This is a genomic window from Sphingomonas sp. GW821-FHT03E12 (genome assembly GCF_059420685.1).
In genome coordinates, this window is record NZ_JBWKUF010000002.1 from 229,293 (window position 1) to 255,854 (window position 26,562).

26 protein-coding genes and 1 riboswitch are annotated in these 26,562 nt (G+C 68.0%); of the genes, 15 read left to right on the top strand and 11 right to left on the bottom strand.

Going from position 1 to position 26,562, the window contains the following annotated elements; translation table 11 throughout:
* Positions 1–20: 20 nt before the first annotated feature.
* From AC07TU_RS06550 to AC07TU_RS06565, 4 genes are all read right to left on the bottom strand, one after another.
* Positions 21–203, bottom strand: coding sequence for a hypothetical protein (locus AC07TU_RS06550; RefSeq protein ID WP_495187117.1), 183 nt, complete (start codon positions 201–203; stop codon positions 21–23).
* A 150-nt stretch (positions 204–353) separates the two neighbouring features.
* Positions 354–992, bottom strand: a complete 639-nt coding sequence (locus AC07TU_RS06555) for a Vgb family protein (RefSeq protein WP_495187118.1) — start codon at positions 990–992, stop codon at positions 354–356.
* Complete coding sequence (locus tag AC07TU_RS06560; RefSeq protein WP_495187119.1) at positions 989–1,432, bottom strand: GFA family protein; 444 nt, start codon at positions 1,430–1,432, stop codon at positions 989–991. Before AC07TU_RS06560 ends, AC07TU_RS06555 begins: the two co-directional genes overlap by 4 nt.
* Before the next feature lie 29 nt (positions 1,433–1,461).
* The gene (locus tag AC07TU_RS06565; RefSeq protein WP_495187120.1) at positions 1,462–2,682 is read right to left on the bottom strand and encodes a helix-turn-helix domain-containing protein; all 1,221 of its coding nucleotides are present in this window, start codon (positions 2,680–2,682) and stop codon (positions 1,462–1,464) included.
* A 77-nt stretch (positions 2,683–2,759) separates the two neighbouring features.
* Between AC07TU_RS06565 and AC07TU_RS06570 the strand changes: the two genes are divergently transcribed.
* Complete coding sequence (locus AC07TU_RS06570; protein ID WP_495187121.1) at positions 2,760–2,975, top strand: hypothetical protein; 216 nt, start codon at positions 2,760–2,762, stop codon at positions 2,973–2,975.
* 20 nt (positions 2,976–2,995) lie between these two features.
* Positions 2,996–3,691 (top strand): DUF899 domain-containing protein, encoded by a 696-nt coding sequence (locus AC07TU_RS06575; RefSeq protein ID WP_495187122.1) that lies wholly within the window; start codon positions 2,996–2,998, stop codon positions 3,689–3,691.
* Between the two features lie 19 nt (positions 3,692–3,710).
* Here the strand turns inward: AC07TU_RS06575 and AC07TU_RS06580 are convergent, their stop codons facing one another.
* The 6 genes from AC07TU_RS06580 to AC07TU_RS06605 form a co-directional block, all read right to left on the bottom strand.
* Positions 3,711–5,168 (bottom strand): CehA/McbA family metallohydrolase, encoded by a 1,458-nt coding sequence (locus tag AC07TU_RS06580; protein WP_495187123.1) that lies wholly within the window; start codon positions 5,166–5,168, stop codon positions 3,711–3,713.
* On the bottom strand, positions 5,168–7,684 hold the full coding sequence (locus AC07TU_RS06585) for a TonB-dependent receptor (protein WP_495187124.1): 2,517 nt from the start codon (positions 7,682–7,684) through the stop codon (positions 5,168–5,170). Before AC07TU_RS06585 ends, AC07TU_RS06580 begins: the two co-directional genes overlap by 1 nt.
* Before the next feature lie 120 nt (positions 7,685–7,804).
* Positions 7,805–8,566 (bottom strand): acyl-CoA thioesterase, encoded by a 762-nt coding sequence (locus AC07TU_RS06590; protein ID WP_495187125.1) that lies wholly within the window; start codon positions 8,564–8,566, stop codon positions 7,805–7,807.
* 215 nt (positions 8,567–8,781) lie between these two features.
* Positions 8,782–11,082 (bottom strand): 5-methyltetrahydropteroyltriglutamate--homocysteine S-methyltransferase, encoded by a 2,301-nt coding sequence (metE, locus tag AC07TU_RS06595; RefSeq protein ID WP_495187126.1) that lies wholly within the window; start codon positions 11,080–11,082, stop codon positions 8,782–8,784.
* Between the two features lie 113 nt (positions 11,083–11,195).
* A riboswitch (cobalamin riboswitch) is annotated at positions 11,196–11,414 on the bottom strand.
* Between the two features lie 50 nt (positions 11,415–11,464).
* A complete protein-coding gene (locus AC07TU_RS06600) occupies positions 11,465–11,881 on the bottom strand; it encodes a VOC family protein (RefSeq protein ID WP_495187127.1) in 417 nt (138 codons plus the stop codon).
* A gap of 36 nt (positions 11,882–11,917) precedes the next feature.
* Positions 11,918–12,421, bottom strand: a complete 504-nt coding sequence (locus AC07TU_RS06605) for a DNA-deoxyinosine glycosylase (protein ID WP_495187128.1) — start codon at positions 12,419–12,421, stop codon at positions 11,918–11,920.
* Positions 12,422–12,443: 22 nt separating this feature from the next.
* On the opposite strand from AC07TU_RS06605, the gene AC07TU_RS06610 reads away from it, so the two are divergent.
* On the top strand, positions 12,444–12,770 hold the full coding sequence (locus tag AC07TU_RS06610) for an Mpo1-like protein (protein WP_495187129.1): 327 nt from the start codon (positions 12,444–12,446) through the stop codon (positions 12,768–12,770).
* Here AC07TU_RS06610 and AC07TU_RS06615 read toward each other — a convergent pair.
* Positions 12,767–13,189: a hypothetical protein gene (locus AC07TU_RS06615; protein ID WP_495187130.1), complete on the bottom strand. Its 423-nt coding sequence runs from the start codon at positions 13,187–13,189 to the stop codon at positions 12,767–12,769. The two genes, AC07TU_RS06610 and AC07TU_RS06615, sit on opposite strands and share 4 nt — an antisense overlap.
* A 134-nt stretch (positions 13,190–13,323) precedes the next feature.
* On the opposite strand from AC07TU_RS06615, the gene AC07TU_RS06620 reads away from it, so the two are divergent.
* From AC07TU_RS06620 to murG, 12 genes are all read left to right on the top strand, one after another.
* Positions 13,324–14,316, top strand: a complete 993-nt coding sequence (locus AC07TU_RS06620; RefSeq protein ID WP_495187131.1) for a cysteine synthase A — start codon at positions 13,324–13,326, stop codon at positions 14,314–14,316.
* A gap of 63 nt (positions 14,317–14,379) precedes the next feature.
* The gene (locus AC07TU_RS06625) at positions 14,380–14,685 is read left to right on the top strand and encodes a hypothetical protein (protein WP_495187132.1); all 306 of its coding nucleotides are present in this window, start codon (positions 14,380–14,382) and stop codon (positions 14,683–14,685) included.
* Between the two features lie 388 nt (positions 14,686–15,073).
* Positions 15,074–15,544 (top strand): division/cell wall cluster transcriptional repressor MraZ, encoded by a 471-nt coding sequence (locus AC07TU_RS06630; protein WP_495161576.1) that lies wholly within the window; start codon positions 15,074–15,076, stop codon positions 15,542–15,544.
* Positions 15,541–16,491, top strand: coding sequence for a 16S rRNA (cytosine(1402)-N(4))-methyltransferase RsmH (gene rsmH / locus AC07TU_RS06635; RefSeq protein WP_495187133.1), 951 nt, complete (start codon positions 15,541–15,543; stop codon positions 16,489–16,491). Before AC07TU_RS06630 ends, rsmH begins: the two co-directional genes overlap by 4 nt.
* A gap of 10 nt (positions 16,492–16,501) precedes the next feature.
* A complete protein-coding gene (locus tag AC07TU_RS06640) occupies positions 16,502–17,161 on the top strand; it encodes a hypothetical protein (protein WP_495187134.1) in 660 nt (219 codons plus the stop codon).
* A complete protein-coding gene (locus tag AC07TU_RS06645) occupies positions 17,158–18,912 on the top strand; it encodes a peptidoglycan D,D-transpeptidase FtsI family protein (RefSeq protein WP_495187135.1) in 1,755 nt (584 codons plus the stop codon). Before AC07TU_RS06640 ends, AC07TU_RS06645 begins: the two co-directional genes overlap by 4 nt.
* Positions 18,909–20,324 carry a UDP-N-acetylmuramoyl-L-alanyl-D-glutamate--2,6-diaminopimelate ligase gene (locus AC07TU_RS06650; RefSeq protein WP_495187136.1) on the top strand — a complete coding sequence of 472 codons (1,416 nt, stop codon included), beginning with the start codon at positions 18,909–18,911 and terminating at the stop codon, positions 20,322–20,324. The genes AC07TU_RS06645 and AC07TU_RS06650 overlap by 4 nt, the downstream gene beginning before the upstream one ends.
* Positions 20,321–21,700: a UDP-N-acetylmuramoyl-tripeptide--D-alanyl-D-alanine ligase gene (locus AC07TU_RS06655; protein ID WP_495187137.1), complete on the top strand. Its 1,380-nt coding sequence runs from the start codon at positions 20,321–20,323 to the stop codon at positions 21,698–21,700. Before AC07TU_RS06650 ends, AC07TU_RS06655 begins: the two co-directional genes overlap by 4 nt.
* A 3-nt stretch (positions 21,701–21,703) precedes the next feature.
* Positions 21,704–22,774: a phospho-N-acetylmuramoyl-pentapeptide-transferase gene (gene mraY / locus AC07TU_RS06660; protein ID WP_495187138.1), complete on the top strand. Its 1,071-nt coding sequence runs from the start codon at positions 21,704–21,706 to the stop codon at positions 22,772–22,774.
* A complete protein-coding gene (murD, locus tag AC07TU_RS06665; RefSeq protein WP_495187139.1) occupies positions 22,771–24,165 on the top strand; it encodes a UDP-N-acetylmuramoyl-L-alanine--D-glutamate ligase in 1,395 nt (464 codons plus the stop codon). Before mraY ends, murD begins: the two co-directional genes overlap by 4 nt.
* Positions 24,162–25,394: an FtsW/RodA/SpoVE family cell cycle protein gene (locus tag AC07TU_RS06670; RefSeq protein WP_495187140.1), complete on the top strand. Its 1,233-nt coding sequence runs from the start codon at positions 24,162–24,164 to the stop codon at positions 25,392–25,394. The genes murD and AC07TU_RS06670 overlap by 4 nt, the downstream gene beginning before the upstream one ends.
* Entirely contained in the window at positions 25,394–26,551 is a 1,158-nt protein-coding gene (gene murG, locus AC07TU_RS06675; protein ID WP_495187141.1) for an undecaprenyldiphospho-muramoylpentapeptide beta-N-acetylglucosaminyltransferase, read from the top strand. The genes AC07TU_RS06670 and murG overlap by 1 nt, the downstream gene beginning before the upstream one ends.
* The last annotated feature ends 11 nt before the right edge of the window (positions 26,552–26,562 follow it).

The following is a 26,562-nucleotide window of genomic DNA, read 5'->3' on the forward strand; positions in this document are numbered from 1 at the left end:
GACGGCGCGCCAGAAGCTGGTCAGCGAAAGCGGCCCGGAAAAGCGTCGTCGCGGGCCAGCCGCGATCGGCGGCGCAGCAGCCGCTCGACCAGCGCGGCGTGGGTCCGCGCCTGACGCCGCTGCCGCTGGCTGAGCCGGAGCAGCAGCACGAGATTGAGGATGCCCAGTGCGAGCAGCCCGAACTGGAGAAGTGCGACATTCATGGTCGTCACTCATGGGTTGGAGTCCTGCGGCGCGAAACCGGCCGCGTGGCGCGAGCGCACCATGCGCCGCCCGCTTCAGATAGCGGGCGGCGTCATTAGGTTTCGACGGCGATTGACGTGCTTTGGCATTAGCAAAGCAGGAAAATCGGTTCAGGCGACGGCATGGCCCGGCCGGCGCACCGCGCGGACCTTGCCGCTTCCGCCGCCACCGCAGAAAAAGCGGCCGGCGCCGTCGGATTCGAGGCCGGAGATGCCCGTGCCTGCCGGCATGTCGAGCTGTTCGAGTATCTTGCCGCTTCCCGGATCGATGCGGCGCAGCCCGCTTTCGTCATCCTGCCAGGTGGCGTGCCACAGCTCGCCATCGACCCAGGTGACCCCGGTCACGAAGCGGTCGGACTGGATCGTGCGCAGGACCGCGCCGGTTTCGGGATCGATTCGGTGGATGCGGGCGGCGCGATACTCGCCGACCCATAGCGACCCTTCCGCCCAGGTGAGCCCTGAATCGCCGCCATTGCCCGGCGCGGGGATCGTGGCAAGGACCTCTCCCGTCGCGGGATCGACCTTGCGGATCACCGCCTCGGCGATTTGGAAGAGATGCTTTCCGTCGAATGCGGTCCCGGCATCCGCAGGGACGTCGAGCGCGCCGGTGATCTCCCCGCTTTCGGGATCGAGCGCGTTGATCCGGCCATCGGCGGCGAACCACACCTGCGCGCCGTCGAAGCTGACTCCGCCAACGTCGCCGGGAAAGGGGCCGTACTCACGGAGGATTTCGGCTGTAGCGGGTTTCATGCGTTTTCTCCTGTCGAGGCCGGTGTGAGTTCCGGCGGGAGTCTGGCGAACCGGATGAGCGCGGGGTCGAGCGTGTCCCAAACATGGCCGCTGCTGGCCCAGTACACCACTTCCGGTCGGTAGCGTGACGGATCGTCGAGGCTGGCCGCGCTGGTGATGAAGATCTGGGGCATGTCGGGTAGGGCGATGAAGACCGGGGCGCCACAGGTCGGGCAGAAGCCGCGCTGCTTGCGGGTGCCGTCGATACCGGTGGTTTCCCAGCGCGCCGCCGTCCCGGTGAGCGTCACTTCCGCACCGGCGAAGGTGAGGTGCGCGCCATGGCCGGTGCCGCTCTCACGCTGGCAGGTGCGGCATTGGCAGAGGTTCATCGCCGCGGGTTCGCCTACGATCGAATAGCGGATCGCGCCACACGCGCAGCCGCCGGTATAGGGTTTGGTCATGTCGTCGCTCCGTGTTTGCGGAGCCACGGTTATCCGCCGCCCGGAAGCGCCGGGAGTAACAAGCTTGTCGGGAAACCCGGCACCTGCCGCGCCATCCAGCGGCAGGCGCGGCCGCGCCCGAAACTGTCGGCCTTGTTCGCCGACGCCAGCGTTTCGAGCGCGCGCTGGACGGTGCGCGGGCTGACGTCGAGCGCGAGCGCGAGCGCCGAACTCGACCATGCCTCGCCATCGGCGAGCAACGCGAGGATGTCGGCATGCGCCTCCTCCTGAGGCGGCATCAGGATGGCGACGGGGCGGTTGCCGCGGGGCTGCAGGACAAAGCCGTCCTCAGTGGCGCTGATGCCGGCGAGAGGATCGAGCTCCGCGCGCAGGCGCCCGATCTCGACCCGCAATCGGGCGCGATGCGACTCGTCCACCTCGCGCGCGCGGAACGCACGCTGAAGCAGGGCGAGGCGGGCGACGTCGCGCGGCCACGCCTCGGCAAGCGTACGGGCGAGAGCGAAGAGGATCGGGCGGTTGCTGAGCGGTATGGTCGTCGCGCCGGTACGAACGACGTTGCGGCAGGCATCGACGACCAGCGTGTTCGAAGCCAGCAGGTCTTCGACTCCGGTGAGATCGATCTGTGTTTCCCCGTGCGGCGTGCGCAGCCGGGCGGCCGGCGCGGCGAGGTTGTTGGTGGCGCGCTCGACCTCGGCTGTCAGTCCGGGAATGCCGGCCTGTTCCGCCGCCGCCGCCGCGCGGTCGAGTGCTGCGCGTGCTGGGGTGGCCTCGATGCGGCGTATGGCGATGCCGGCGGCAACGAGCCAGGCGGCGGCGCGCGAGGCGGGCGGCAGTGCGGCGGGATCGATCGCTTCGAGCGTGCGCGCGGCCGCGTCGAGCTGTCCGATCAGCAGCAGCCGCCTTGCCTTGAGATAGGCGGCATGGGCGGCGTTGGTGCGGTCGCCATGGGCTTCGAGTGTCGCCCGCGCGTCGTCCAGCCGCTGCGCCGGCTCGCCCAGGTCGCGGGAGACCAGCGCGATCTCGGCCTCGGCGACGATGCAGCGGGCGCGGGCGACCGGCTCGCGCGTGCCGAAGGCGCGAGCGGCGCGGCGGAGCAGGTCGCGCGCAATCGCCAGGTCCCCAAGCTGCGCCATCGCGATGCCGCGCAGCGCCAGCGCGGGCGGATCCTCGCGCAGCGCGACGCGGTCGAGCGCGGCGAGCGGATGGCCCGTGGCGAGCGCGCGGGCGGCGGCGTTGATCAGCGAGTCCATAATCGCGTCACACTTGTAACTCTCACCCCGGCGCCGCGCGGACCTAGGTTCAGGATCGAACCGACGGAGACGCGAACATGGCAAGGCCGATGGCACCAGACAAGCAAGCGCAGTTGCTGCGCCTGGCCGCCGCGCCGGTGTTCGCGGCGATGGCGCTGATCTCCGCAACCGATGCCCCGCCGCTGTCGCTGTGCGCGGCGGGCGCCACGGTGCTGCCGGTCGACGGCATGACCGCGATGTACCTGCTGATGAGCCTGTTTCACCTGCCGCCCTGGCTGAACCGGCGCGGCTGACCTCAAGAAGGAGCAAGACGATGCAACATGAGATCGTATCGCGCGAGGAATGGATGAGCGCGCGCAAGGCACTGTTCGAGAAGGAACGCGCGATGACCCACGCGCTCGACGAACTGCGTGTCGAGCGGCGCGGGCTGCCCTGGGTCAAGGTCGAGAAGGATTATGTGTTCGACGGGCCGGACGGGCTGCGCTCGCTGAGCGATCTGTTCGGGGAGCGCAGCCAGCTGGCCGTCTATCACTTCATGCTGACGCCGGGGAAGGATCACCTCTGTCCGGGCTGCTCGTACACGATGGATCATGTCGATCCGGCGCGGCAGCATTTCGAGCATGCCGACCTCGCCTTTGCCGCGGTGTCCCGCGCGCCGGTCGGGCAGATCGAGGCGGCGAAGGGGCGGATGGGGTGGACTTTTCCCTGGGTGTCGTCGGGCGAGAGCGATTTCAACTACGACTTCTGCGTCTCGTTCACCGAAGAGGAGCGCGAGGCGGGGACTGCGCTCTATAATTACGGGCTGACGACGATCCAGCGCAGCGCCGACATGTTCGGGGTCAGCGTGTTCGCCAAGAACGCCGCGGGCGAGATCTTCCACAGCTACTCGACCTATCATCGCGGCACCGAGCTGCTGATGGGCGCGATGAACTGGCTCGACCTCGCCCCCAAGGGCCGCAACGAGACCGGCGGCACGATGAGCTGGGTGCGGCTGCACGACGAATATTGACGAGCGCGGCGCCCCGGTCTCAGCGCCGGGGCGCCGCCTTGCACTGGATATAGACCGGGTTGCCGATCAGCAGCTTGCGATCCTCGGGGCCGAGGATGTTGACCGCGATCCAGCCGCAGGCGGCAGCGCGGGGAATGCTGAAGCTGACGGTTGGTGCCGAAGGTGTACGGGCATGTTCCTTGCCGTTGGCGATCAGCTGCGCCGTGCCCGCCGCAACGCCGGTGATGCGTGCTTCGACGGATAATGTGGCGGCGGGGCCGGTGATGGTCTCGCCCATCGCCGCGCGCGTCTTGCCCGAGATGATGGCGACCTCGAGCATCCGGTCGCGGCTGCCCTCGACATCGATGAACACGTTGCCCGCCCGGATGCCGTCGAGGATGGCGGGCTGGGAGAGGTCGCGGGCATGCACGACGGTGGCGGGGCGGCCGATCGGCGCGCTGCCCGGACGCGCGGTGGCGGGGTCGTGATTGTCGCTGCTGCCGATGCCGGTGATGCGATAACCGCGGTTGAGCTTGTCGTACCAGAAATCGAGCCCGGCGAGCGGGGGCTGGGTGGTGAGGCCGTTGATTGCCTCGATCGCGGTGACCTTGCTCCAGTCGGTGCCGGGCCAGACCCAGCCGCAGCCCATGCATGCCTCGCCCGAAGGCAAGGCAGGGTGATTGACCGAGAGGATCGCGCCCGCCGCCGCGACATCCTTCTGGAGCGCGGCGATGTCGGGGACGCTCGGGCTGCCGACGCGGAAGTCGACCCAGCGCGACTGGCCGAAGATATTGGCATGGCCGCCAAAGGTGGTGATCTCGGCGCCGGGGATCAGCAGCAGCTTGTCGTGGAAAGGCTGGAGCTCGCGCAGCGCCGAGAAGTGCGAGCTGGTATTGTGATCGGTGACCGCGATGAAATCGAGGCCTGCTTGCGCTGCAACTTCGACGGTGCGGTAGAGCGGGCAGGGGACGCGCTTGCCGCTCTGGCTGTCGCAGCTGCCGTCCGAATGCGCGTTGTGCATGTGGAGGTCGCCGCGATACCAGCCGGGGCTGGCCTTCAGCGGCGCGTCGGCGATGGCGGCGCTGGCGTTGCGGGCAGTGCCGCGGTCGAAGAAGATCTCGACGCGCCAGGCGCTGCGGGCGTCCTTGCGCGCATTGGGGACGCCGAACTGGACTTGCCAGCGGCCGGCGGGCAGCGCGCCGGGGAGGTAGCCGGGGGTGGCGTCGCTTGCGCTCAAGGTGAAGCGGTCGCGCGTGCCGCCGCTCCAGCCCCGGAAGCGTTCGGGGTCGAACACGCCAAGGTCGACGACGGTCTTGTTGGCCTTGTCATAGGTCAGGCGGACGGTGATCCGTTCGACGCCCGCGGGGACGTCGAACGGGATCGCCTTGTAGGTCTGATGATCGGCACCGGTGATCTCGCCGGTGACGGTGCGGTCCGCCTCCTGCGCCGCGACGGGTGTGGCCAGGCACGCAAGTGCCGCGAGCAGGAGGCGGCGCATCAGAACTTGAAGTCCACGGCGAAGCGGAAGTTGCGGCCGAGGATCGGGCGGCCGATGAACAACAGGTCGTTGGCCTGGCCGCTGGTCAGCTCACCCGCGCGCGGATTGCCCTCGGTCAGGCCGATGGTGTTGGTGAGGTTGTCGCCATAGGCCCAGAGCTGGATATTCTCGGTGACCTTCAGGCGGACGCTGGCGTTGACCACGGTATAGGCCGGCAGCGTCGAGGTGTTCGCCGCATCGGCATAGCGCTTGCTGTAATGCTCGAGATCGGCCTGCGCACGCAGGCGGTCGCCGAACAGGGTCACCGCCGGGGTGGCGCGCAGCGCGAGGCGCGGCACGCGGAGCAGCTGGTTGCCCGAATAGTCGCGGTTGATCAGCGTCGGAGTCGGCGGCGTGGTCGAATTATTTGTTCCCAGCTCGGCATAGCGCAGGTTGCGGAAGGTCGGCTCCTGCCAGGTCGCGTTGAGCGTGAAGTCGAACCAGGGCGCGGGGCGCACGACGCCCTCGAACTCGACGCCATAGGCGCGGGTGTCGGTGTAGACGGTCTGGCTGATATAGCCGTTGGTCGCTGTGTCGAACCGCGTATTGCCGATGCCGTAGGAGTCGAAATCGGTGAGGAAGGCGGTCGCGTAGAGGCTGAGGAAGCGCGAGCTGTACTTGAGGCCCGCTTCCCACATGTCGATCCCCTGCGTCACCGGCTGGGCGGTGGCGCTGGTGATGAAGCTGCCGACGCTGGGCAGGCGGAAGGCCGAGGTGTAGCGCGCGAAGACGCCGGCATTGTCCATGAACTTCCAGTCGGCGCCGAGCGTCCAGCCGAGCTTGTCGAACTTGCGGTTGAAGGGCGTGAACACGCCGTTGCCGGTCAGCACGCTGTCATCGGCGAGCGTCGCGGCGTTGCCGAGATTGACGGTGCGGCTGCCTTCCTGCGCGCCGCGGGTGGTCACTTCCTCGTACCGCAGGCCGCCGTCGATGCGCAGTGCCGGGGTGATCTGCCATTCGTCCGAGGCGTAGACGGCAAAGGTGCTCTGCGAGCCATAGCCATTGGCGAATTCGGAGCCATAGCGCGCGACGCCATTCTCGGTCAGCGACCCGACGACCTGGCCCGCCGCGTTGAGCGCGACGAGGTTGAGCAAGCGGCTGTTGTTCGACACGTCCTGAACGGTCGAGGCCGAATAGCGGCGGAAGGTCTCGTCGATATGCGCGTAGTAGACGCCGACCGCAAAGTCGTGCGTGCCCGCCGCCTCGAACCGCCGCGCAATGCGCACGTCGTTGAGCAGCTCGCTCTCCTCGATCGTCACCGGACGCGCGGCGTTGATGAAGACGTCGCCATTGCCGTTCTGGCCGGTGACGTTGAACGCGGTGCCGTCATCGACATAGCGGAGCTGGACGCTGGTCGCACCCGGGAAGGCGGTCAGGACCTGCGGGCGATAGGTGTTGAGGAACGCCGTCGCGGTGCTGATCGAGGCGGGATAGACGCCGTTGCGCACCGTGTTCGACTCCCGGTAGCGCAGCTTGTGGCTGAGCTTCCAGCCATCGCCGAACTCCCAGTCGGTGATCCAGCTCAGCTGATCGAGCCGGATGCGCGACCCTTCCTCCTGGCGGAAATCGACCGGGCCGGTGGCGCTCTTGAGCGTCAGGCGGCGGGTCTGGCGGCTGGCGGTGGTGCCATAATGCGGGTCGAAGCCGGGCAGGCCGACGATCTCGCCCTGCGCATCCTTGGTCAGCGGGATGCCGGTGTAGAAGATCGCATTGTCGGCGAGGTGCTTGTAGCTGATCGAGGTGCGGCCGCCGGCGAACTCGCCATGCACCGCGGCGCGGATCTGGCCGCCCTTGTTGCCTGTATAGCCCGGATCGCGCACGCCGCGCTCGCTGCGATAGAAGCCGCCGACATCGACCGACCAGCCTTCGGCGATCGGCGTGCCGACCCAGCCGTCGAAGCGATAGAGATCGGCGGTCGGGCCATAGAGCAGGCGGGCATTGCCCGTCGTCTCGGTCATCGCGCGGCGGGTGATGTAGTTAACCACGCCGCCCGGGGCGTTCGAGTAGAAGACCGAAGAGGGACCGCCGCGAACGACCTCGATCCGATCGATCGATTCGTCGATGCGGAAGGCCTGGTCGGCATTGAGATAGCCGAGCGCCGGATCGTGCTGAACGGGCAGGCCGTCCTCGAGCAGGTTGATCGAGCCGAAGCCGTCGACCGGGATGCCGCGCGCGCGGACGTTGCCCGAACCTTCGCCGCCCGATGCCTCGACCCAGAAGCCCGGGACGGACTTCAGCGTTTCGGTCACGCTGGACGGCGCGCGCGAGCGCAGCATGTCGTTCGAGAGCGTAGTGACCGCATAGCTGGTGTCGAGCTTGGTGCGATCGCCGGCGCCGGCGCGGCCGGTGACGATGATCTCGCCATCCTGGGCTTCGGGCGCGGCGTCGGTCGCCTGATCCTGCGCCAAAGCGGGCAGGCTGACGGAGAGCAGAAGCGCGGAAACGCTGGCGCGGGCAAGCGCCTTGCGGATGGTCATGGTCGTCCCCTTTGGATGTTACGGGCAGCGAGGCTGCCGGCGCGGCCTAGGGGTAACCGGTTTCACATTGGCGGCGGGGCGATGACCGGACGGTGACAGCGCGATGACCGGTTCGCGACGTCAGCCGGGAATCGGCGTCGCCCTTCCGTCGGGCCCGACCGCGACCATCGTGAAGGTCGCGGCGGCGGACTGGCGGCGGTTGCCGGTGAGCAGATCTTCCGCCCAGAGCTCGACCGCGACCGCGACCGAGCTGCGGCCCTGCATGCGGATGCGCGAGACCAGTTCGACCATCTCCCCCGCGCGGATCGGCGAGGTGAAATCGATGCGGTCGGATGCGGCCATCACCATGACGGCGCGGGCATGGCGGGTGGCGGCGATGAAGGCGGCCTTGCCCATCATCTTGAGCGCGTCGCCGCCATAGAGCGTGCCGTAATGGTTGGTCTGGGGCGGGAACACCATTTCGGCCATGCGCAGCACGCCGGGTTCGGGGGCCGGTCCCGCTGCGAGCGGGGGGAGGGGCAGGCGGGTGTCCGGCCCCTTGACCGCGACGAGCGTGAAGACGCCGCGGGTGCACAGCCGCCGCTCGCCGCTGACCGGCGCCTCGGCGACCAGCGCGATCTCGACATCGAGCGAGCTGGTGCCGACGCGGACGATGCGGCCCGACGCCTCGACCATTTCGCCCGCGCGCGCCGGGGCGGCGAAGTCGATCCGCTGCGAGGCGGCGGTGACGAAGGGTGCGCGGCCATGGAGGCTGGCCGCGAGGAACGCGACCTTGTCCATATGCGCGAGCGCCACCCCGCCGAAGAGCGTGCCATGGTGATTGGTGTCGCCCGGGAAGACCATGTCGATCAGGCGGACGATGGGGGTGTCGGTCGGGGGCATTTGGGGTTCCGTCAATCTTCCCTCGCCCCTTCAGGGGAGAGGGATGCGCAGACTTAGGTCTTGCGGAGCAAGGCCTTAGTCGGAGCTGGGTGAGGGGTGTGCGGAGCGAAGCTCCGCGCGGCCGCTGTGCAGCCGCTTACCCCTCACCAACCTGCGCTAGGCGCTGAAGCGCCAAGCTCCGGTATCCTCTCCCCCGAGGGGAGAGGACATTCGCCTTACGCCGCCACCGTCACTTCGGCACGCAGGGTACGGGCGGCGGCGACCATCGCGTCGATCGCCGGACGGACCTCTTCCCATTTGCGGGTCTTGAGGCCGCAATCGGGGTTCACCCAGAGCTGCGCGGGCTTGAGGTGCGCCTGAGCGAGCCGCATCAGCGCGACCATCTCTTCCTCGCCCGGTACGCGCGGGGCGTGGATGTCATAGACGCCCGGCCCGATCGCGGCGGGATAGTCATAGGCGGCGAAGCCCTCGAGCAATTCCATCTGCGAGCGCGCGGTCTCGATCGAGATCACATCGGTGTCCATCGCGCCGATCGAGGGCAGGATGTCGTTGAACTCCGAATAGCACATATGGGTGTGGATCTGGGTCGCGTCGGCAACTCCGGCGGCGGACAGGCGGAAGCAATCGACCGACCAGTCGAGATAATGCTGCCAGTCCTTGCGGCGCAGCGGCAGGCCTTCGCGCAGCGCCGCCTCGTCGATCTGGATCGCCTGGCAGCCCGCCGCCTCCAGATCCTGCACCTCGTCGCGGATCGCGAGCGCGATCTGGCGGCACGAGGCTTCGCGCGTCTGGTCGTCGCGGACGAAGCTCCAGTTGAGGATCGTCACCGGGCCGGTGAGCATGCCCTTGACCGGCTTGTCGGTGACGCTCTGCGCATAGCGCCACCATTCGACGGTCATCGGGTTTGGGCGCGAGACGTCGCCATAGAGGACCGGCGGACGGACGCAGCGCGAGCCGTAGCTCTGGACCCAGCCATTCACCGTGAAGGCGAAACCGGCGAGCTGCTCGCCGAAATACTGGACCATGTCGTTCCGCTCGAACTCGCCATGGACGAGCATGTCGATCCCGGCTTCCTCCTGCCAGCGGATCGCGCTCAGCGTCTCGGCGCGCAGGAACGCCTCATACGCCGCGGCGTCGAGATTGCCGCGATTATACTCGGCGCGGGCGCGGCGGACCTCGGCGGTCTGCGGGAAGGAGCCGATCGTGGTGGTCGGGAAGAGCGGGAGGTTCAGCACCTCCGCCTGCGCGGCGATGCGCGCCGGATGGGCGGAGCGGCGCTCGCGCATGTCGGGCGTGATCGCGGCGATGCGCGCGGCGACGGCGGTGTCGTGGATGCGCGGCGAGGTGCGGCGGTTGGCGGCGGCCTGTGATGACGCTTCCAGCTCCCCGGCGACGGCAGCGCGGCCCTCGTTGAGCGCGCGCTTGAGGATCGCCAGTTCCTCGACCTTCTGCACGGCGAAGGCGAGCCACTGCTTGACCTCGTCGTCGAGCTTGGTTTCCAGCCGGAGGTCCACGGGGACGTGGAGCAGCGAGCAGGACGGCGCGAGGATCAGGTCGCGCTCGGCCGCGAGTGGCCCGATCCGGTCGAGCAGCGCCGCGAGGTCGGCGCGCCAGATGTTGCGGCCGTCGATCACGCCGAGAGACAAAGCGAGCGTCTTCGGTGCGGCCTTGAGCACGGGCGCGAGCTGCTCGGGCGCGCGGACCAGATCGATGTGCAGGCCCGCGACCGGCAGCGCGGCGGCGAGGGTGAGATTGTCGCCGAGCCCGCCGAAATAGGTGGTCAGCATGATCTGCGGCGTCGCGCGCGCGAGCCGGGCATAGGCGCGGGTGAAGGCGCGGCGCTGCTGTTCGGTCAGGTCGGTGACGAGGATCGGCTCGTCGATCTGCACCCACTCCGCGCCGGCATGGGCGAGGTGGCCGAGGATCACGCCGTAAAGGCCGAGCAGCTCGTCGAGATAGTCGAAGGGATCGACGCCGCTGGCCTTGACCAGGCTGAGCCAGGTGACCGGGCCGAGCAGGACCGGGCGGGTCTCATAGCCCTGCGCCTTCGCCTCGCGATATTCCTCGACGATCTTGAGGCGGCCGAGCGCCAGCTTCTGGCCGGCGGTCAGTTCCGGGACGATATAATGGTAGTTGGTGTCGAACCATTTGGTCATCTCGCACGCGGTGAGGCTGTGCGAATGGGCGCAGCCTTCGTGGCTGCCGGTCGTGCCGCGGGCCATGGCGAAATAGGTGGCGAGCGTCGCCTCGCCATCCGCCGCACCGTAGCGGGCGGGGATCGCGCCGAGCATCACGCTCAAGTCGAGGACATGGTCGTAGAGCGAGAAATCGTTCGACGGCAGCCAGTCGGCGCCGAGCGCGGTCTGGCGTGCCCAGGCGGCGGTACGCAGGCCCGCTGCGGATTCGAGCAGGGCGGCTTCGCCGGTCTTGCCCGACCAGAAGGATTCGAGAGCGTGCTTCAATTCACGGCGCGGGCCGATGCGCGGAAAGCCGAGTGTGGCGATGGTGACGGTCATTGATCTTCTACCCCGAAGAAGGCGGGGAGAAGCCGGACGCGTGCGGGTCTGCACGGGCGGTAGGGAACCGGCCGCGCATTGCGCATGCGGCCAGACCGGGCACCCCGCCGGTGGACGTTATCGTGTCGCGGGCAGGTCTTCTGGCTCACGGGTCAATGCGGACGGTCTGGCCTTCCCGGGAAGCGAGCCTCCCAGTGACACGTATCGACCGCCGCTCTCCGCTTACAGTTGCGGGGGCAGCGCCGGAATTCAGTCCGAAGACTGGCACCGGCTTCCCATCTTAGCTCCGGCGCGGACAAGCCGGCCGCAGCACCTTCGACCCCATCAGCATCGCGCCGATGGGGCCGAGTGTCAAGCGTGATATAAAGACTTCTTTATATCTTTAATTGTCACTCGGGCCTTTCAGCTCGACGACATTGCCTTCGGGGTCGCGGATATAGATCGAAGGACCTTCGCCCTCGGCGCCGTAGCGCGGCCCTTCCTCAAGGATATCGACGCTATGGGCGGCGAGATGCGCGCCAAGTGCGTCCCGGTCGAACGGTTCGATCGCGAGTGCGAAATGGTCGAGGTTGCGGCCCTCCGCACCGGGCGCTGCGCCGCCTCGCGCGCCGAGCTTGCCGTCGAGCGTGACCAGATCGATCAGCGAGGCGCCCGCACGAAGCTGGTAGAGGCCGAGCTCGGGTTGTTCGCGCTCGTCGGTGCAGCCGAGGACGTCGTGATAGAAGGCCAGCATGCGCGGCAGATCGGCGACGCGCAGCACGATATGGTCGAGTCCGCGCATCGCGAAGGGTTGGGTCATGGCTCTCTCCTGTAGGGCGGCGGGCGCCGCCCGCGCTCAATGACGGAGATGATCGCGCAGTTCCATCCAGGCGGGCAATTTCCGGTCGAAACCGACGGTATGCAGCGGGCTGGACGAGGGGAGGGCGACGGTCGCGTAGCGGGTTGCGCCCAGCTGCTTCAGGCCGTGTTTCAGCGCGGTGCCGCCGTTGAAGGCGATGGTGCGCAGATCGGGCAAGGTCGTCGCAAGTGCGGCGATGTCGTTCGGGGCGATACCGCTGAGCGCCGCGTCGGTGCTGCCGGGCCGGTGCGCGGTGGCGACGACGTCCCACAGCCCGACATGTGCGTCGAGCAGCGCGGCAAGGCGATCGGGATAGGCGAAGGCAGTGAGGTCGCGATCGACCACTGCCGATATCAGCCGCCAGAACTGGTTCTGCGGATGCGCATAATATTGCCCCGCGGCGAGCGACCGGTCGCCTGGCAGGCTGCCGCAGATGAGGACGCGGACTGCGGGATCGACGACGGGCGGGAAGCTGGATTTGCGCGGAGTTGATTGCGTCACGCCATCGTCCTAGCATCCGGTGATGGCGCGCGCGATCACCCGCTATGCCGATTTCTGGCCCTATTATCTTCGCGAGCATGCGAAGGCGGAGACGCGGGCGTTGCACTATGCCGGAACAACGCTGACCTTCGTCGCGCTCGCGGCCGGTCTCTGGCTCAACAGCTGGTGGTTTCTCGCCGTCCCGCTCGCCGGCTACGGCTTTGCCTGGGCAGCGCATTTTGGGGTGGAGAAGAACCGGCCGGCCACCTTCACCTATCCGCTCTGGTCGCTGGTCAGCGACTATCGCATGTTCTTCTTGTGGCTGAGCGGGCGGCTCGGCCCGCATTTGCAGCGGGCCGGGGTCGCTTAGCGCTCCTTCAGCGACCGGCGCATTTCCTTCAACGCACGTTCCGTCGCTTCCTGCGCGACTTCGGCCGTTGCGAGCGCGACCTTGGCGCTCTTCATCGCGCGTTCGACATGGCGGTTCGCCCGCTCCGAGATGCGGTTGGACATCGCGCGCAGCTCGCCATCCATCGGGATGCGTTTGCCGTTAGCGCAATGCAGCGTGTCGTTGCTGATATTGATGTTGTCGCTCTTCGCCTCGTTCGCGCCATAGCCGCATTTCCGTGCGATCAGCGCCTTGTCCTCCGCGGTGACGATCGGTCCCTGCGCCGTCATCTCGCGCTCGACCGCTGCGGACAGCCGTTCTTCGGCGGTCTCGCGTGCGCTGCCCGGCGCGGCGGCAAATGCCGCGATGGATACGATGGCAAGATACGCAATACGGGTCATCCGGCTTCTCCCAACCTTATGACTACAGTTGTAGTCAGTGGCCGGGAGCGGGTCAAGCGAGTGCGTCAGGATGTTGCCATGCGCCAAGCATCGCTTGCTTGCCGTGCACGGCAGGCCGTGCAAATGGTCGCGCCATGCAAGTCGCAAACGATACCATCGCGCTGATCGGCAACACCCCGCTGGTGCGGCTGAAGGGACCAAGCGCAGCGGCGGGCTGCGACATCTATGGCAAGTGCGAGTTCGCCAACCCGGGTGCCAGCGTGAAGGATCGCGCTGCACTGTTCATCGTGCAGGATGCCGAAGCGCGCGGACTGCTCGCGCCGGGCGGCACGATCGTCGAGGGGACGGCGGGCAATACCGGCATCGGGCTGGCGCTGGTCGGCAACGCCAAGGGCTACAAGACGATCATCGTCATGCCCGAGACGCAGAGCCGCGAGAAGATGGACACGCTGCGTGCGCTCGGCGCCGAGCTGGTCCTGGTTCCCGCTGCGCCCTATTCGAACCCCGGCCATTTCGTGCACACCAGCCGCCGCATCGCCGAAGAGACGCCCAACGCGATCTGGGCCAACCAGTTCGACAATATCGCCAACCGCAAGGCGCATATTATCGGCACCGCCGAGGAGATCTGGACGCAGATGGAGGGCCGGGTCGACGGCTTCACCTGCGCGGCCGGTACCGGCGGGACGATCGCGGGCGTCGGGCTGGGCCTCAAGGAAAAGGATGAGCGCGTGACGATCGCGCTGTCCGATCCGCACGGCGCGGCGCTCTACGAATATTATGCGCATGGCGAGCTCAAGGCCGAAGGAACCTCGGTCGCCGAAGGGATCGGGCAGGGACGAATTACCGCCAACCTCGAAGGCGCACCGATCGATACCCAGTTCCGCATCTCTGATGAGGAAGGGCTGGAGTGGGTCGAGCGGTTGCTGGCCGAAGAGGGGCTGTGCCTGGGTCTGTCATCGGGCATCAACGTCGCCGGCGCGGTGCGTCTGGGCCGTGAACTGGGCCCCGGAAAGCGAATCGCGACCATCTTGTGCGATACCGGATTCCGTTATCTTTCAACGCTATACAATCGTGACTGGCTTCAGTCCAAAGGGCTGCCGGTGCCCCCTTGGCTCGCCGGGGCCTGACGCAAGCGTAAAACAGGGGCTTCGCAAAAGGCGGAAAGGGCGTTACATTTATGCCACACCGCTATGAAGTCGCTCCCGACCGATCCCAAACAAAGCATGCAGCGCGTCCGCGTCGGCCTTACCGGCCTGGCGACCGTATTGCTGCTCATCGGCGTGGCGAGCGCGATCTTCTCGTCGGCGAACAAGGAGGATCCGGTCGTCGCTGACGGCGGGTCGAAGCCCGAAGTGGTCGCCAACATGACCGACGGCGTGATCGTCAACGACGCCGGCCTCGAAAAGGACGAGCCGATCGCGGAACTGGGCATCGCCCCGCGCACCGCCGAAAGCCCCGCGCCCGCCATCACGCCCTATCCCATCCCCGACAAATGACGGGCCAGGCTGCCTCGGCGGCGCCGTCCCGCGGGAAATTGCCCCACCGCGCTCCAAACACTGCCCGTCCGCTGCGGACGGTGCGATTTCGCGCGCTGCGTCTGGCTGGATCCGTTTGGAACAGATCGGGTCCAAAGATCGAATAGCTTTGGTACGGCCCCGATTTCAGGCAGAAAGTGGGGCTGATTACCGTAGATTCCCACGTTCAGGCATTGAAAACCATTGGCGCTTAAGATACGCCGCTGGTTAACAGGGCAACCTTATCGTCAGCCGGAATCGGGTCCGGGGCGCACGGCATCGTGCGCTTCCGGGGACGGGAAAGGTTTGCCCGCCGCAAGCGAGGGCGGGAGTGAACCGAACGGGGTACAGAGGCGTGGGGTTGCAGCTGGTGGACGACAAGGGTCGTGTCGCCATCCCCTCGACCCTGCGCGCCACCCTCGAGAAGAACAGTGGCTTTCCCGCCGACACCAAGGATGCCCGCGTCGCCATCCTCTCCAGCCATGAGAGCGACCGCTGCCTGATCGCCTATGACGAGCCCTACTTCGATGCCCTGATGGAGCGGCTCAACGCGCGTTCGCTGGAATATGCCGGCGATCGCGGGCGTGCGGATTCGAACATCTGGCGCGAAGGCGTCGGCCCCAGCGAGAATATCGCCTTCGATCCGTCGGGCCGCTTCGTCATGCCGGGGATGCTGTGCCAGCATGCCGGCATCCGCAAGTCGGGCTACGCCTTCTTCTATGGCGTCGGTCCCGTGGTCGAGATCTGGGATCCGGCCACCTTGCTCGCGCATCCTTCGCTGCCCGAGAGCATGAAGGCGGCGTGCCGTTATCACCTCGAAGAGAAGAAGGTGACGTTGTGAGCGCCGCTTTGCCCGGCACGCGCCCGCACGTCTCGGTGCTTCTCGACGAGACCGTCGATGCGCTGGCGATTCTGCCCGGTTCGCGCATCGTCGATGCAACCTTTGGTGCCGGTGGCTACAGTTTGGCGTTCCTCGAGCGGGGAGCCGAGGTGGCCGCCTTTGACCGCGATCCGGACGCGATCGAAGGCGGCCAATCCATCGTCACGGCCAGCGGCGGCCGGCTGGTGCTGATCGAGGCGCCCTTTTCGGCGCTGGACAGCGAACTTGAGGCGCGGGGCCTCGCGCCGGTCGACGGCGTCGCCATGGATATCGGCGTCTCGTCGATGCAACTCGATCAGGCCGATCGCGGGTTCAGCTTCCAGCAGGACGGGCCGCTGTCGATGCGCATGGCGGGCGAGGGGATGACCGCCGCCGATTTCGTCAACGAGGCGGACGAGGCGGAGATCGCCGACGTGCTGTTCCATTATGGCGAGGAACCGCGCGCGCGCCGGGTCGCAAAGGCGATCGTCGCCGCGCGCCCGCTGACGCGGACCGGCGAGCTGGCGAACGTCGTCCGCAAGGCGCTGGGCTACAAGCCGCACGACAAGAAGGACCCGGCGACCCGGACCTTTCAGGCGATCCGCATCCATGTGAACCGCGAGCTCGACGAGCTGGCCGAGGGGCTGGCCGCGGCGGAGCGGGTGCTCAAGCCCGGCGGCCGGCTGGCGGTGGTGACCTTCCACAGCCTCGAAGACCGGATGGTCAAGAAGTTCCTGCGCGAACGCTCGGGCAGCGAGCCGGCGGGCTCGCGGCACCGCCCGGCGGTGGCTGCGGCGCGTGCGCCGAGCTTCGAGACCCCGGCCAAGGCGGTGCGGCCGAGCGAGGAAGAAATTGCGGCGAACCCGCGTGCCCGGTCCGCGACGCTCCGCGTCGCCCGGCGCAGCGCGGCTCCGGCGTGGGTGAGTTGAGGAGGCGGACATGGCGATCAAGGCATTGAACGGACTGGGCTGGTACGCCGCGGGGCTGATCGTGGCGCCGGGCTGTTACCTCGTCTCGTCGATGGTCGCGGCCGAGCGCACGCACGTCGAGTCGGTCGAGCGCGCCATCGCCAAGGCGAAGAAGGACATCCGCCAGCTCGAAACCGAATTCGACACGCGCGCCAACCTTGCCCAGCTCGAGCGCTGGAACGGTGAGGTGATGCGCTACACCGCGCCCACGCCGCAGCAGTTCCTTGCCAGCGATACCGCGCTGGCGTCGATGCGCGCGCTCGAGACCGAGGGTGTGGCGGAGCGCTATGCGGCGATGGTGGTTCCGGAGGGCGTTCCCGACGCGATCGCCGGATCCGCGCCGACCGCGAGCGATGCCGTCGCCGCTGTCGCGCCCGCGCCGGTCAAGTCCGCGCCGCTCAAGGCGGTGGCCGAAAAGGCCGTCGCGCCGAAGCTGGCCGCGGTGAAGGCGCCGGTCGCAGCGCCCGCCGCGCGCCAGCAGGTCGCGGCTGCGGCGGTCAAGCCGCCCAAGCCCGCGCCCAAGACCGCCCGGGAACAGGCCGTGGCTTCGCTTGATCGCAGCCTGCTCCGCGATTCGAGCTTTGGCGACCTGATGAAGGGCGTCCGTGCCGAGGCGCGACGCGCCCGGTGACCGTCCTCGTCGCCCCTGCGCCCCGCAATCGCACGCGGCCGGGAAACCGGCAGGCGAGCCTTGCCGTCGCGCATGTGCGGCTGATGATCCTGGCGCTGGTGTTCGCGGCGGGCATCGCGGTGATCGTCGGGCGGCTGACCTTGCTCGCGCTGTTCGCCGAACCGGCGGTAGCGACCAGCGTCAACGCGATGCTGGTGCCGCTCCGCGGCGATCTGGTCGACCGCAACGGCGCGCCGCTCGCGCGCACCATCGACGCCTGGTCGATCGGCGTCCGGCCCGACAAGGTGATCGGTGACAAGGGCGAGCTGGCGCGGATGCTCGCGGCAACGCTGCCCGGCAAGAGCGAGGGCGACTATGCCAAGCTGCTGAGCAGCGATTCGCGTTTCACCTACCTCCAGCGGCGCGCGGTGCCTGAACTGGTCGCGGCGGTGCATGCGCTGGGCGAGCCGGGGATCGAGTTCGCGCGCGAGCCGCAGCGCCTCTATCCGCAGGCCAGCCTCGGTGCGCATGTGCTCGGCTATCTCGACTTCGACGGCAACGGCGTCACCGGCATGGAGCTGGCGCTGAACAAGCAGCTGACCGATCCGGCGCGGCGCGGCCAGCCGGTTGCGCTCTCGCTCGACCTGCGCGCGCAGGCGGCGCTGGAGAGCGAGCTGGGCGCGGCGATGACCACCTTCCAGGCCAGAGGGGCGGCGGGTGTGATCCTCGACGTCGCGAGCGGCGAGGTGATGGCGATGGCATCGCTCCCGACGTTCAATCCCAACAACATCAAGGGATCGAACCCCGAGCATTTCCGCAACAACGTGACGCAGAGCGTCTATGAGCTCGGCTCCAGCTTCAAGCCGCTGACCATGGCGTTCGCGATCGAGAGCGGCGTCGCGACCTCGATGGCCAAGCGCTACGATGCCACCGTGCCGCTCCAGGTCGGCGGCTTCCGCATCCGCGACGACCATGCGCAGAAGCGCTGGCTCAACATCCCGGAGACGCTGATCCATTCGTCGAACATCGCCACCGCACGCATCGCCGACGAACTGGGTCAGCAGCGGATGGAAAGCATGTTCCGCAAGCTCGGCTTCGACCAGCGCCCGGATATCGAGCTGGGCGGCAAGGCCGCACCGCTCTGGCCCAAATATTGGGCGCGCACGACGGTGATGACCACGGCCTATGGACATGGCATCGCGGTGACGCCGCTCCACCTTGCCAGCGCCTATGCCGCTTTGGTCAATGGTGGGGTGTGGCGCCCGGCGACGCTGCGCAGGATCGAGCCGGGCAAGGCGCCGGCGGGCCGCCGCGTCGTCTCCGAAGCGACGAGCGCGCGGATGCGTCAGCTGCTGCGCCTGGTCGTGACCTACGGCACCGGCGGCAAGGCCGATGCGCCCGGCTATCGCGTCGGCGGCAAGACCGGCACCGCCGAGGTGCCCGGCGCGGGCGGCTACAAGCGCAATCAGAACGTCTCGACCTTCGCAGCGGCTTTCCCGATGGACGCGCCGCGCTATGTGGTGCTGGTGATGCTCGATTCGCCTGTCGGAAACGCCCAGACTCACGGTTTCTCGACCGCGGGCTGGACCGCCGCCCCCGTCGTCAACCGCGTCATCATGCGCACCGGCGCGATGCTCGGCGTGGTGCCCGACGAGACGCGCGACGTGAATGTCTCCGACCTGACGCCGCTGCTTTGGAAGGCCGAGCCGAAGAACAAGCCCAAGGGCGCCGCCGCTGCGACCCCTATCGTCGCACCGGGAGCGGGCGAGTGAGACTGGGTGAGCTGACCGGCGGCACCGAAGAGACGATCGTCACCGGGTTCGCGATCGATCATCGCAAGGTTGCCCCCGGCACCGTGTTCGGCGCCTTCCGCGGCGCGCGCTTCAACGGCGAGGATTTCATTCCGCAGGCGGTGGCGAGCGGTGCGATCGCGGTGATCGCGCGGCCCGAGGCACGGGTCGAGGGCGCGGTCCATATCGCGACCGATCATCCGCGCACCGAATTCGCGCGGATCGCGGCGAAGTTCTTTGCGCCCTTCCCTGAAACTGCGGTCGCGGTGACCGGCACCAATGGCAAGACATCGACGGTCGAGATGGTCCGTCAGCTCTGGCGCATGGCGGGCTTCAACGCCGCCTCGATTGGCACGCTGGGCGTAACCACCGCGGACGAAGCCGTGTCGACCGGGCTCACCACGCCCGATGTCGTCACCTTTCTCTCTAATGTCGCCGGGCTGGCGCGTGAGGGGGTGACGCATCTCTCCTTCGAAGCATCGAGCCATGGCCTGTCGCAATACCGCACCGAGGGGTTGCCGGTGGCTGCTGCGGCCTTCACCAACCTTTCGCGCGATCACCTCGACTATCATCAGGACATGGCGGACTATTTCACCGCCAAGCTGCGCCTGTTCGCCGATGTGCTCGACCCTGACGGCACCGCCGTGGTCTGGGCCGACGATCCCCATTCCGAACGCGTGATCGACATCGCCCGGATGCGCGGCAACCGCGTGATGACCGTGGGCGAGCATGGCAGCACGATCCGCCTGGTCTCGCGTGAGCCGACCCTGCTCGACCAGAAGCTGGTGGTCGCGATCGAGGGGCATGACCATCGCGTCAGCCTGCCGCTGATCGGCGGATATCAGGCCGCCAATGCGCTGATCGCCGCGGGACTGGTGATCGCGACCGGCGGCGATGTCGCGACGACGCTTGCCAATCTCTCACGGCTTCAGCCGGTGCGCGGACGGCTCGAGCGCGCCGCGATCAGCCGGACCGGCGCGCCGGTCTATGTCGACTATGCCCATACGCCCGACGCGCTCGAAGCAGCGATCGCGGCGCTGAAGCCGCATGCCGCCGGACGCCTGATCCTCGTCTTCGGCGCGGGCGGCGACCGCGATCCGGGCAAGCGCGAGCCGATGGGGCAGGCGGCCGCCGCGGGTGCCGACATCATCATCGTCACCGACGACAATCCGCGCAGCGAGGATCCCGCGGCGATCCGCGCCGAGATCCTCAAGGGCTGTCCCGGCGCGCTCGAAGTGGGCGACCGGCGCGGCGCGATCTTCCTCGCGGTCGGCAAGGCGGAGCCGCAGGACATCGTGCTGATCGCGGGCAAGGGGCATGAGCAGGGGCAGATCGTCGGCGATCTGGTGCTGCCCTTCGACGACGTCACCGTGGCGCGGGAGGCGGCGGCGTGAGCGGAACGCTCTGGACCTCCGCCGAAATCGCCGCCGCGACCGGCGGCACCGCTTCCGCCGAGTTCGAAGTCGATGCCGTGGCGTTCGACAGCCGTGAGGTCGGGCCGGGCGCGCTGTTCGTCGCACTGTCGGGCGAGACTACCGACGGGCATAACTTCCTGGATCAGGCCTTCGCGAGCGGGGCCGCGGGTGCGGTCGTGTCCTCCCAGACGCCGCACCCCCACATATTGGTCGGCGACACGATGGTCGCGCTGGAGAATCTGGCGCGGGCGAGCCGCAAGCGGATGACCGGCATCGTGATCGGCGTCACCGGATCGGTCGGCAAGACCGGGACCAAGGAAGCGCTGTTCGAGTGCCTCGAGCGGATCGCACCGGGCTTCGCGCACCGCTCGGTCAAGAGCTACAACAACCATACCGGCGTTCCGCTCAGCCTCGCCCGCATGCCGCGCGAGACGAAGTTCGGCGTGTTCGAGATGGGCATGAACCATGCCGGCGAGCTGCTCGCGCTTACCCATATGGTCCGCCCGCACATCGCGCTGGTGACGACGATCGCGCCCGCGCACACCGAATTCTTCGCGAGCGAGGAAGCGATCGCCGACGCCAAGGGCGAGATCTTCCAGGGCCTCGAGCCCGGCGGAACCGCGATCGTGCCCTTCGACAGTCCGCATCGCGACCGGCTGATCGCTGCAGCGGAGCCGCACGCGGCGCGGATCGTTACCTTCGGCCTTGGCGAGGGCGCGGACGTCCGCGCGCTGGAGATCGTTCCGGGGCAGGCGGGCGGCACCTATGTCACCGCGCAGATCGGTCCGGACCGTACCCTGGGCTTTACCTTGTCGCAGCCGGGCGATCACTGGGTCGCGAACGCGATGGCGGTGCTGGCCGCGGTCGATGCAGCGGGCGGCGATCTCGAGCAGGCCGGCCTTGCGCTCGCCGAGATGGGCGGGCTCGCGGGACGCGGCGCGCGCTTCAAGACCGCGGTAGCTGGCGGCGAGGCGCTGGTGATTGACGAGAGCTACAACGCCAACCCCGCTTCGATGCGGGCGACGCTCGCCGTGCTCGCCGCGACACCGGCGACGCGGCGGCTCGCGGTGCTGGGCGAGATGCGCGAGCTGGGTGACCAGTCGGCCGCCTTCCACGCTGCGCTCGCGGAACCGATCGCCATGGCAAACGTCGAAGCGTTGCTGCTTGTCGGCGAAGGGATGGCGCCGCTCGCCCGCGCGCTTGAGGGGCGGATCGAATTGGTCCATGTGCCCGACGCCGCGACCGCCCGTGAGCGCATCGAAACGATGCTCCGCCCGGGCGACGCGGTTCTCATCAAGGGTTCGAACGGGGTCGGGCTGTCGCGGGTCGTCGCGGCGCTGGCCGGAAGGGCATAGCAAGTGCTGTACGAGATCGCCGAATGGCTGGGCTTTCCGAGCATCCTCAATCTGGTTCGCTACCTCTCGTTCCGGATCGGCGCGGCGGTGGCGACGGCGCTCATCATCGGCCTGATCATCGGCCCCCGCTTCATCGGCTGGCTGCGCGTCCGCCAGGGCAAGGGGCAGCCGATCCGCAGCGACGGGCCGCAAAGCCACCTCGCCAAGCGCGGCACGCCGACCATGGGCGGGCTGATGATCCTCACCAGCCTGGCGCTGTCGGTCTTCCTGTGGATGGACCTCAACAACCCCTATGTCTGGGCGTGCATGTTCGTCACGCTCGGCTTCGGGATGATCGGGTTCCTCGACGACTATGACAAGGTGAGGAAGGCGAGCACCGCGGGCGTTTCCGGGCGGGTCCGCCTGCTCGGCGAGTTCGTGATCGCGGGCGCGGCGGCCTGGGTGATCACCCAGCAGAACGGCACCGTGCTGTACGTGCCCTTCTTCAGCCAGTTCAGCGTCGATCTCGGCTATTTCTACATCGTCTTCGCCGCCTTCACGATCGTGGCGTTCGGCAATGCGGTGAACCTCACCGACGGGCTCGACGGGCTTGCGACCATGCCGGTGATCATCGCCAGCATGGCGTTCCTGCTGATCGTCTACCTCGCCGGCAATGCGATCTACGCCAATTATCTCGGCATCCCGCATGTGCCGGGCGCGGGCGATCTCGCCATCTTCTGCGGCGCGATCGTCGGCGCGGGGCTGGCCTTCCTCTGGTTCAACGCGCCCCCGGCGGCGGTGTTCATGGGCGATACCGGCAGCCTCGCGCTCGGCGGCGCGCTCGGCACCATCGCCGTGGTCGCGCATCACGAGCTCGTGCTGGGGATCATCGGCGGCCTGTTCGTGGTCGAGGCGATGAGCGTCATCATCCAGGTGTTCTGGTACAAGCGCACCGGTAAGCGCGTGTTCAAGATGGCGCCGATCCACCACCATTTCGAGCAGATGGGCTGGAGCGAGCCGACCGTCGTGATCCGCTTCTGGATCATCGCCTTCGTGCTCGCGCTTGCGGGCCTGTCGACGCTGAAGCTGCGATGATCGCCAGCAGCGCCTGGCGCGGCAAACGCTTTGCGGTGCTGGGGCTGGCGCGGTCCGGGCAGGCGACGGTGCGCGCGTTGCTGAGCGCCGGGGCAGAGGTCACTGCGTGGGATTCGAACGAGGCGGCGCGGGCTGCTCTCTCTCCCTCTCCCCTCTGGGGAGAGGGCCGGGGAGAGGGGGCCGGTGTCTCACCGAGCGCATCGCCTGCGGATAGGCCCCTCTCCCAACCCTCTCCCCTCTGGGGAGAGGGCGTGAAGCTCGCCGATCCGGTCGAGATCGACCTGACCGGCTTCGCGGGCGTCGCCGTGTCGCCCGGCGTGCCGATCAACCGCCATCCGATCGCTGCCAAGGCGCGTGACGCAGGCGTGCCGCTGATCGGTGATATCGAGCTGTTCGCGCAGGCGCGGGCCGAGCTGCCGCCCCACAAGGTGGCCGGCATCACCGGCACCAATGGCAAGTCGACCACCACCGCGCTGATCCACCATATCCTCGAGACCGCGGGCATCTCCGCGCGGCTCGGCGGCAATATCGGGCTCCCGATCCTCGATCAGGCGCCGCTGCCGCAAGGTGGCGTCTATGTGCTCGAGCTGTCGAGCTACCAGATCGACCTGACCCGGACCCTCGACTGCGACGTCGCGATCCTGCTCAACATCACCCCCGATCATCTCGACCGCTATGACGGGTTCGAGGGCTATGCCGCGTCCAAGGCACGGCTGTTCGCGATGCAGTCCAAGGGGCATGCCGCGATCATCGGCATCGGTGACGAGGCATCGCAGGCGATTGCGAAGCAGGTGTCGCGCTCGGGCCGGGCTGAGGATCTGACCAAGATCGCACCGGGCGTCTGCATGGACCAGTCGCGCTGGCCCGCGCTGCAGGGGCCGCACAACGCCCAGAACGCGCTCGCCGCCATCGCTGCGTGCGAGGCGCTGGGGGTTTCGCAGGACGCGATCGAGGCGGGGCTGCGCAGCTTTCCCGGCCTGCCGCACCGCATGGAGCGGGTCGCGACGCGGGGCGGCGTGCTCTACGTCAACGACAGCAAGGCGACCAACCCGACTTCGACGGCGCCCGCGCTGGCGGCGTTTGATCGCATCCATTGGATCCTGGGCGGGCAGGCCAAGACCGGCGATCTCGACGCGTGCCGTCCCGGCTTCGGCCATGTCGTGCGTGCCTATACGATCGGCGACGCGACCGAGCTGTTCGCCGGACTGCTCGACGGCGAGTTTCCGGTCGAGAAGAGCGGCACGCTCGATGCCGCGGTGAAGTCCGCAGCGGCGCAGGCCAGACCGGGCGAGACGGTGCTGCTGTCGCCCGCCTGCGCCTCGTTCGACCAGTTCAGGGACTATGAGGATCGCGGCGCGCAGTTCCGCGCGGCGGTGGGGGCGTTGCAATGACCGATGTGAGGCGCAACCTCCCCGTCGTGCGCAGCAAGGGCTGGCGCGCGCGGGTCGAGGACAAATTGAGCCGCGGAAGCAATTCGAGCTTCGGCCTGTGGTTCTGGGAAATCGACCGAATCCTGCTGCTGCTCGCGGTTCTGCTGATCGGTATCGGGCTGGTCGCTGTCGCCGCAGCTTCGCCCGCCTCGGCGGTTCGCTATTCGGACGGTGCCACCCAGTTCGCGTCGATGCACTATTTCTGGCGCCAGGCAGTCTGGGTCGGTCTGTCAGTACCGGTGCTGCTCATCGTCTCGATGCTGCCGGTCGCCTATGCGCGGCGCATGGCGATCCTGGGCACTGCGGTGTGCATCATGCTGGTCGCCGCTGCTGCCTTCTTCGGTGCCGAGGTCAACGGCGCCCGGCGCTGGATCGGCATCGGCTTCGCCAGTGTTCAGCCGTCGGAATTCCTCAAGCCCTTCTTCATCGTCACCACGGCGTGGCTGCTGTCGATGCGGTCGAAGGATGCGGATCTGCCTGTGATCCCGCTCACCGGTGTCCTGACCGCGCTGGTCGCCGCGCTGCTGATGAAGCAGCCCGATTTCGGCCAGACGATGGTGTTCGGCCTGGTCTGGATCGTGCTGCTGATGCTCGCGGGTATCTCCACGCGGGCGATGGGTGTGCTGGGCGGGGGCGCCGTCGCAGGCGTGATCGCGGCCTATCTCTTCTACGATACCGCGCGCACGCGGATCGACAGCTTCCTCTTCCCCGATCCCGAAAAGGCGGCGGCGGAGCATTACCAGACCGACATGGCGCACGCGGTGCTCACCGGCGGCGGCGCGACCGGCACCGGCCCCGGCGGCGGCACGGTCAAGTTCAAGCTGCCCGAGGCGCATACCGACTATATCTTCTCGGTCGTCGGCGAGGAGTTCGGGCTGATCGCGTGCATCGGCATCGCGATCCTCTATCTCGCGATCATCCTGCGCGTGCTGATCAAGCTGCTCGACGAGGAAGACAATTTCCGCATGCTCGCGGCGGCGGGGCTGGCGGCCCAATTCGGGATTCAGGCGCTGATCAACATGGCGGTGAACACCGGCCTTGCGCCGTCCAAGGGCATGACCTTGCCCTTCATTTCCTATGGCGGTTCGTCGATGGTCGCGCTGTCGATCGGGATGGGACTATTGCTCGCCTTCACGCGGCGGAATCCGTATCTCAAGCGTTCGCCTTACACGGTTCGGGGAAGCGGTTGATGAGTTCGGTTAAGCGTTACGTATTGGCGGCGGGCGGCACCGGGGGGCACATGGTCCCAGCGGCAGCGCTCGCGACCGAGCTGATGCGGCGCGGGCACAAGGTTGCGCTGGTATCGGACGAGCGCGGGGTGCGTTTTCCCGACCTGTTCGACGGGATCGAGACGCGGGTAGTGCCCGCCTCGCGCTTTTCCGGCGGGCCGATCGGCTGGCTCAAGGCGGCCAATGCGATGCGCAAGGGGCGGGCGCAGGCGCGCGCGCTCTATCGCGAGTTCCGTCCCTCGGCGGTGATCGCGTTCGGCGGCTATGCCTCGCTTCCCGCGCTGATGGCTGCCTTCTCGGCCCGGGTGCCGGCGGTGATCCATGAGCAGAACGCCGTGCTCGGCCGCGTGAACCGGCTGGTCGCCGGCAAGGTTTCGGCGATCGCGACGAGCTATGCCGATGTCGAACGGCTCAAGGAGAGCTACGAGACCAAGACCCATCTGGTGGGCAATCCGGTGCGGCAGGCCGTGCTCGACCTGCGCCTGCGGCCCTATCCCCCGCTGGACGAGGACAGCATCTTCCGTGTGCTCGTCACCGGCGGCAGCCAGGGCGCGTCGGTGTTGTCGCAGGTCGTGCCCGACGGCCTCGCGCTGCTCCCCGTCCATTTCCGCCGGCGGCTTCAGGTGACGCATCAGGCGCGCGTCGAGGATATCGACGAGGTGCGCCGCAAATATGCCGATCACGGCATCCCGGCCGAGATCGCCACCTATCTGCCCGACCTGCCCGAGCGGCTGGCCTGGGCGCATCTGGTGATCGCGCGCGCGGGCGCCTCGACCATCGCGGAGCTGACCGCGGCGGGCCGCCCTGCGATCCTCGTGCCGCTGCCTTCGGCGACCGATGATCACCAGACCGCCAATGCGCGCGAGATCAGCGAGGCGGGCGGCGCGCGGACGATCCAGCAGCGCGCCTTCACCGCGCAGGAACTCGCCAAGCAGATGCAGAAACTGGGGCTGGAGCCCGACGCCCTCGCCAATGCCGCCGCCTGCGCGCGCAGCGTCGGCCGTCCCGATGCGGCGCGCGACCTGGCCGACCTTGTTGAATCGATCGACGCTGACTGGGCTTCGGCGGGGCAGGGCCACGCAAAACCCCAGCAGATCGAAGGAGCAGCGTATGCGTGATGTAAGCCTCT

Bases quoted from the DNA above. Each gene is read 5' to 3' on its own strand.
- AC07TU_RS06550 (WP_495187117.1), bottom strand. From the start codon at position 203: ATGAATGTCGCACTTCTCCAGTTCGGGCTGCTCGCACTGGGCATCCTC.
- AC07TU_RS06555 (WP_495187118.1), bottom strand. From the start codon at position 992: ATGAAACCCGCTACAGCCGAAATCCTCCGTGAGTACGGCCCCTTTCCC.
- AC07TU_RS06560 (WP_495187119.1), bottom strand. From the start codon at position 1,432: ATGACCAAACCCTATACCGGCGGCTGCGCGTGTGGCGCGATCCGCTAT.
- AC07TU_RS06565 (WP_495187120.1), bottom strand. From the start codon at position 2,682: ATGGACTCGCTGATCAACGCCGCCGCCCGCGCGCTCGCCACGGGCCAT.
- AC07TU_RS06570 (WP_495187121.1), top strand. From the start codon at position 2,760: ATGGCAAGGCCGATGGCACCAGACAAGCAAGCGCAGTTGCTGCGCCTG.
- AC07TU_RS06575 (WP_495187122.1), top strand. From the start codon at position 2,996: ATGCAACATGAGATCGTATCGCGCGAGGAATGGATGAGCGCGCGCAAG.
- AC07TU_RS06580 (WP_495187123.1), bottom strand. From the start codon at position 5,168: ATGCGCCGCCTCCTGCTCGCGGCACTTGCGTGCCTGGCCACACCCGTC.
- AC07TU_RS06585 (WP_495187124.1), bottom strand. From the start codon at position 7,684: ATGACCATCCGCAAGGCGCTTGCCCGCGCCAGCGTTTCCGCGCTTCTG.
- AC07TU_RS06590 (WP_495187125.1), bottom strand. From the start codon at position 8,566: ATGCCCCCGACCGACACCCCCATCGTCCGCCTGATCGACATGGTCTTC.
- metE (WP_495187126.1), bottom strand. From the start codon at position 11,082: ATGACCGTCACCATCGCCACACTCGGCTTTCCGCGCATCGGCCCGCGC.
- AC07TU_RS06600 (WP_495187127.1), bottom strand. From the start codon at position 11,881: ATGACCCAACCCTTCGCGATGCGCGGACTCGACCATATCGTGCTGCGC.
- AC07TU_RS06610 (WP_495187129.1), top strand. From the start codon at position 12,444: ATGGCGCGCGCGATCACCCGCTATGCCGATTTCTGGCCCTATTATCTT.
- AC07TU_RS06615 (WP_495187130.1), bottom strand. From the start codon at position 13,189: ATGACCCGTATTGCGTATCTTGCCATCGTATCCATCGCGGCATTTGCC.
- AC07TU_RS06620 (WP_495187131.1), top strand. From the start codon at position 13,324: ATGCAAGTCGCAAACGATACCATCGCGCTGATCGGCAACACCCCGCTG.
- AC07TU_RS06625 (WP_495187132.1), top strand. From the start codon at position 14,380: ATGAAGTCGCTCCCGACCGATCCCAAACAAAGCATGCAGCGCGTCCGC.
- AC07TU_RS06640 (WP_495187134.1), top strand. From the start codon at position 16,502: ATGGCGATCAAGGCATTGAACGGACTGGGCTGGTACGCCGCGGGGCTG.
- murD (WP_495187139.1), top strand. From the start codon at position 22,771: ATGATCGCCAGCAGCGCCTGGCGCGGCAAACGCTTTGCGGTGCTGGGG.
- AC07TU_RS06670 (WP_495187140.1), top strand. From the start codon at position 24,162: ATGACCGATGTGAGGCGCAACCTCCCCGTCGTGCGCAGCAAGGGCTGG.
- murG (WP_495187141.1), top strand. From the start codon at position 25,394: ATGAGTTCGGTTAAGCGTTACGTATTGGCGGCGGGCGGCACCGGGGGG.